This is a genomic window from uncultured Marinobacter sp. (assembly GCF_963974375.1).
Classification (GTDB): domain Bacteria; phylum Pseudomonadota; class Gammaproteobacteria; order Pseudomonadales; family Oleiphilaceae; genus Marinobacter.
Genome location: NZ_CAXBDN010000301.1, coordinates 1 through 4,861, shown reverse-complemented (window position 1 = coordinate 4,861; position 4,861 = coordinate 1). Strand labels below are relative to the sequence as shown.

The 4,861-nt window shown below is 51.2% G+C and carries 5 protein-coding genes; 4 read left to right on the top strand and 1 reads right to left on the bottom strand.

Going from position 1 to position 4,861, the window contains the following annotated elements; translation table 11 throughout:
• Nucleotides 1-161: 161 nt before the first annotated feature.
• Together AAC035_RS18705 and AAC035_RS18700 are read left to right on the top strand one after the other, a co-directional pair.
• Nucleotides 162-1,124 carry a LysR family transcriptional regulator gene (locus AAC035_RS18705; RefSeq protein WP_339806621.1) on the top strand — a complete coding sequence of 321 codons (963 nt, stop codon included), beginning with the start codon at nt 162-164 and terminating at the stop codon, nt 1,122-1,124.
• A gap of 77 nt (nt 1,125-1,201) precedes the next feature.
• Nucleotides 1,202-2,380 carry a hypothetical protein gene (locus AAC035_RS18700; RefSeq protein ID WP_339806619.1) on the top strand — a complete coding sequence of 393 codons (1,179 nt, stop codon included), beginning with the start codon at nt 1,202-1,204 and terminating at the stop codon, nt 2,378-2,380.
• A 56-nt stretch (nt 2,381-2,436) separates the two neighbouring features.
• Here the strand turns inward: AAC035_RS18700 and AAC035_RS18695 are convergent, their stop codons facing one another.
• A complete protein-coding gene (locus AAC035_RS18695; RefSeq protein WP_339806618.1) occupies nt 2,437-2,937 on the bottom strand; it encodes a cupin domain-containing protein in 501 nt (166 codons plus the stop codon).
• Between the two features lie 563 nt (nt 2,938-3,500).
• Between AAC035_RS18695 and AAC035_RS18690 the strand changes: the two genes are divergently transcribed.
• Both AAC035_RS18690 and AAC035_RS18685 read left to right on the top strand, forming a co-directional pair.
• On the top strand, nt 3,501-4,625 hold the full coding sequence (locus AAC035_RS18690; RefSeq protein WP_339806616.1) for an efflux RND transporter periplasmic adaptor subunit: 1,125 nt from the start codon (nt 3,501-3,503) through the stop codon (nt 4,623-4,625).
• Nucleotides 4,626-4,675: 50 nt separating this feature from the next.
• On the top strand, nt 4,676-4,861 hold a 186-nt coding region (locus AAC035_RS18685), incomplete at its 3' end, for an ATP-binding cassette domain-containing protein (RefSeq protein WP_339806622.1).

The following is a 4,861-nucleotide window of genomic DNA, read 5'->3' as shown; positions in this document are numbered from 1 at the left end:
TTGTTATTGCAGGCTTTGGATACAGTTTCAGCCGGTTGAACTCACGGATTCAGGTAAAAGTTAGTCCGGCATAGGGTTTGCTAGCCGGCATAGGGTTTGCTATTGGGTAGCCTCACAACGTAGCTAGATCCTATGCTGAACATTAAAAGGAACTAAGTTCAATGGAGTTGAGCCGAATGATAATAAGTATAGGTAAAGTAAAAAGCATACACACGCTGAAGGTTTTTGCTGCAGCCGCACACTACGGGAGTTTCACTGCGTGTGGCCAAAGATTGCACATGACCCAGAGTGCGGTGAGTCAACAAATAAAGCGTTTGGAGGATCTTGTCGGGTCAGAGTTGTTTTTTCGTCAGGCGCGTGGAGTAAGACTTACAGATCAAGGCCGTTTGCTTCTGCAACAGATAACGCCACTAATATCCATGGTTAACGATGGTCAGAGAAAAGGATCAGAAAATACACCTGTTATCAGGATGGCTATGTCACCGGTTATAGCGGAACAGTGGGTATCAACGTATCTACCGTTGTTCAGAAAGTTATTTGATAGCTTCAGACTTTGTGTACTTGAGTCGAGCATCAATGACGATGAGCATGATGAATCTGATATAAGGCTGGTTCAAGTTCATGTAAATGATGAGAGATTCATCGATGAAAGTTGGTGTTTCTGTAATCGTGATGAAATGGTTGCTGTGTGCTCTCCTCAATACCTTGAAATGATCAAAGTGGATGCCAAGAACTGGGTGGAGAAATCGTGCTTGCTAGAGAGTCACTGCCATATTAAGGGAAACAGAGGCTTATCCTGGGATGCGTGGTTGGCCGCACAGGGAAAGCTGGGGGCTCAGTCTGACGAGATCGTTGTATTTGAAAGCAACAGTCTATCGTTGCAAGCAGCGAAAGCGAATTGTGGTGCCGCCTTGGCTTCGCTGGCAGAAATTAGTTGCGACCTGCGAGATCGGTCGTTAGTCGTGTTGCCCGGGTGCCCAGTACCTGCCACCAGCTCTTATTATATCAAGATGAGAAACACTAGCGATTACCGTCATCAGCAAGCTTTGGAATGGTTGCGAAAGAGTATATATGCAACCGTACAAGGTGCAGTACATAGTGTCAAACTTGTCGACGCGGTTTGAGGAATACACTCTGCTCTTAGACTCCTACAAGTCATAGCTAAGTATCCAGTCGGCCAGTTAGGTAAATGGTAAGGCCTATGATTGCCAAGTTCTATACCTATCGAATTTTCTCGAGACTGTATTTTCATGTCATTGTTATATTTATGTATTTTACCGCGCTCGAATATGGCCTGGTAAGAACCATTCTGCTAATTGCGGCCTATGGATTCTCAATTACGATCGCCAGTGGTATTGTCAGGTACAATGCACAATTCTTGTCGGCCAAAGGTATGGTACTGACTGGGGAGTTTGCCAAACTAGCAGGTATAGTCCTGCTTGTTTTGGGCACGCAACAGACAAGCGTCAGTTTTTGGGTGCCGCTTGTTGGCCAGATTCTGGGAGGGGTTGGGTTTTGCTACTCCATTAGCTCTGATATTGGGCTTTTGTCCCAATCAAACTCAGAGATTACTCAGGAAGAATTTGCGAGAGTCCAAAGCAAATCGCAAAGCTTGATGTTTATTGCCACGATGGCTTCTGGCCTTGCCGGCGCCATTCTCTACAATTATCAGTACCAATGGCCATTCCTGGCGACCCTTGTTACTAATGTCGTGGCCATATTAACTGTGCTATCGTTCCCATCAACCAGCACCCGGTCCCAGACTCGTCGAAATGTGTCGACAGACCACAGTACCCCGCCAATCTTAAGTGGATCTGTCAAATTCTGGATGACATATTATGTGGTCGGCCGAATTGCCACATTGGCTCCCTTCATTGGATTTCTCCCGTTCTTTTTTATCCAACTGCAGCCAGACCCCTACACGTTCGGAACTGTACTGAGTTTCTTCTCACTCGCTGCGTTTGTTTCCGCTTACTATGCCAATCAATTGGATCGCTTTCTTGGAAGTAATGGGTACTACTGGCTTAACGTAATGGTTATGCTATGTGGAATGATTTTATTCACGCTCTGCGAGTGGATTGCAGAGTATCATCGAGATCCTTTCCCTGTCGCCTGTGTTGCAACATTATTGATTGGCTTCGGCTCCGGTTGCATTCGACCACTGTCCATGAGCAAGCTTCAGTTGAGCGACAAACCTGCCCACGAAAGGACTTATGTACTGTCGACCATGGAAAAAAAATTTGGCCTGTTTAATTCTATCGTGCTTATTGTTGGAGGGGCACTTATTTACATCGGAAGTTTCTCCGTCGTCATGCTGGTTCTAACAACTTTGTATTTTTTGACATCCATTTTCAGAAACGTTGCCTTGACTGAAGAGTGATGGTTGCTAGCTTTGAAAGCAGAGGATTGGGCCAGCAATACTATGCGGTCGTATAACTATTCGTCATCCCAGTAACTGACGGCTGAAGACTCTCGGCCGAAAAAGGAGAAAGTGCGTTCTTCTCCCGGGCCGCCAGGGGCTGTACCGACGAATACCCCAAACTTTCCAGAATCCGGGTACTCCATAATGTCCGGTGCTTCCATCGTACTGATGCATATATAAGACAGTGTATCATCGGAGTTGTTGATGATCTGGTGGGCATTTTCCGGACCACCAGCAGGTGCGCAAATAACATCACCCTCTGTGATGTTAAAAGATTCTTCTCCAATTCGGATGAGCCCTTTTCCTTTCAAGATGAAAAACATCTCTTCGTTTACCCGGTGGCTGTGAAACGGCCAGGCACGGTAACCAGGTTCCACTTGCACCACTCGATAACCTAACTTCTTTGCGGGTAGTAAACAGGAAATATCAATGGTATGAGCTTTGAACTTTTCGTTGTAGTGGCGCTCGGTAAGAGTGAGCGTAGGATCCTTGATGTTCACAATTTTTTTGGTCATAACTGGCATCCAGTATCAATTCCGTATTTTCAGTCAACGTCCATTCGACATCAGACATACTGCCACTTGATGAGATGGCCAAGCAACACTATATGTGTAACCGGCAATGCCATCATCCATAAGATACATGCGGCGCTCTGCCTTGTTGACCTTTACGAGGTCAATGGCAAAGGTGGGGGCAGTCTGGACTGAAAGAAGTATCGACAGTAAAAAGGGCTTCAAACGATCAGCTGGCATCCTTGCTTTGACCTCTTGAGTTGAGTCCTTGATCATGGTTCCGTGTGTGAAGTCTATACTACGCTGGCAATCAACTTAATGTCGCAAAACGGCTCATGTTTTGCTGGACGGCCGAACTGCTCTGAATATTCAGCTGTCTTGTAAAACCTGTGTAAACCACCCCTTCAGTCCTGTCACTCACCCCTTGCATTACCGATAATCCACCAAACCTTTTACCTGGCTGGCGTGTTGCCTGCGGGGTTGGATGGATTAACCACCACTGCGAGGTATCAATGCACTCTCCGGCTGCTGTATCCAGGCAACGACACCTTGGTCGCTGGCTTTTTTTGCTGGTTCTGCTCGCTGTTATTGCAGCGGGTGTCTGGTGGTGGCTGCAGGACCGGGAGCAGGACCTCGGATTGCTGACCATTGCGGTGGAGCAGGGGGATCTGGAGGACCTGGTGACCGCCACTGGTGTGCTGCAGCCCGGCGACTTTGTGGATGTGGGAGCCCAGGTGTCTGGCCAGCTCAAGGTGCTTCACGTACGCACCGGTGATGTGGTGAAGCAGGGTGATCTGCTGGCAGAAATCGATCCGACCCTGTATCTGGCGCGGGTAGACGCCACCCGGGCCCAGCTGCGCAACCAGCGCGCCCAGCTGACGGAACGTGAGTCGCAATTGCTGCTGGCGGAGATCCAGAACCGGCGCCAGCAGAACCTGCTGCGGGAAGAGGCCACCAGTCAGGAAGCCGCCCAGACCGCTGAAGCGGCCCTGCGTTCGGCCAGGGCCCAGATTGAAGCCCTGAACGCGCAGATCGAACAGACCGATTCTACCCTGCGGGCGGAAGAAGCCAACCTGGAATACGCCCGCATCTATGCCCCTATGGATGGCACTGTGGTGACCATTGATGCCCGCCAGGGCCAGACCCTGAACGCCTCCCAGACTGCGCCGCTGCTGATGCGGATTGCGGATCTGTCGGTGATGACGGTAGAGGCCCAGGTGTCGGAAGCGGACATTGGCAAACTGCGACCCGACATGCCGGTGTACTTCACCACCCTGGGCAGTCAGCGTCGCTTCCGCAGCGAGCTGGAGCGCATCGAGCCGACACCGGTGGTAGAGAACAACGTGGTGCTCTACAACGCGGTATTCGATGTGCCGAATGCTGATGGCCGGCTGATGACCAACATGACTGCCCAGGTGTTCTTTATCAACGCCGAGGCCCGGGATGCCATGCTGGTTCCGATGACCGCCCTGCGCTTTCCCGATCCCCGGGATCGGAGCCAGGCCGTGGCGCAGGTGCTGGGCAGCAATGGCCAGCCGGTGGAGCGTGCGGTGACCGTGGGCGTCAGTAACCGGGTCCAGGCTCAGATACTTGAAGGCCTTGCCGCCGGTGATCGCGTGGTCAGTGGCAATCGTGGCGGGCCCGGGGGAGCCGGGGGCCAGCGTATGCGGATTCAGGGCATGAGGTTCTGACCATGACCGCCCAGACCAGAGCCCGCCCCGACGAGATTTCTGATACTGCCCTGGCTTCCCCGTTGATCGAACTGCAGGACGTCACCCGCACCTATCACAACGGTGAGATCGCGGTGCCGGTGTTGCGGGGCATCAATCTGAAGATCTACCGGGGCGAATTCGTGGCCATCATGGGGGCATCGGGCTCCGGCAAATCCACCCTGCTCGCCTATCTCGGCGGTTTCCTCGACCCGGTG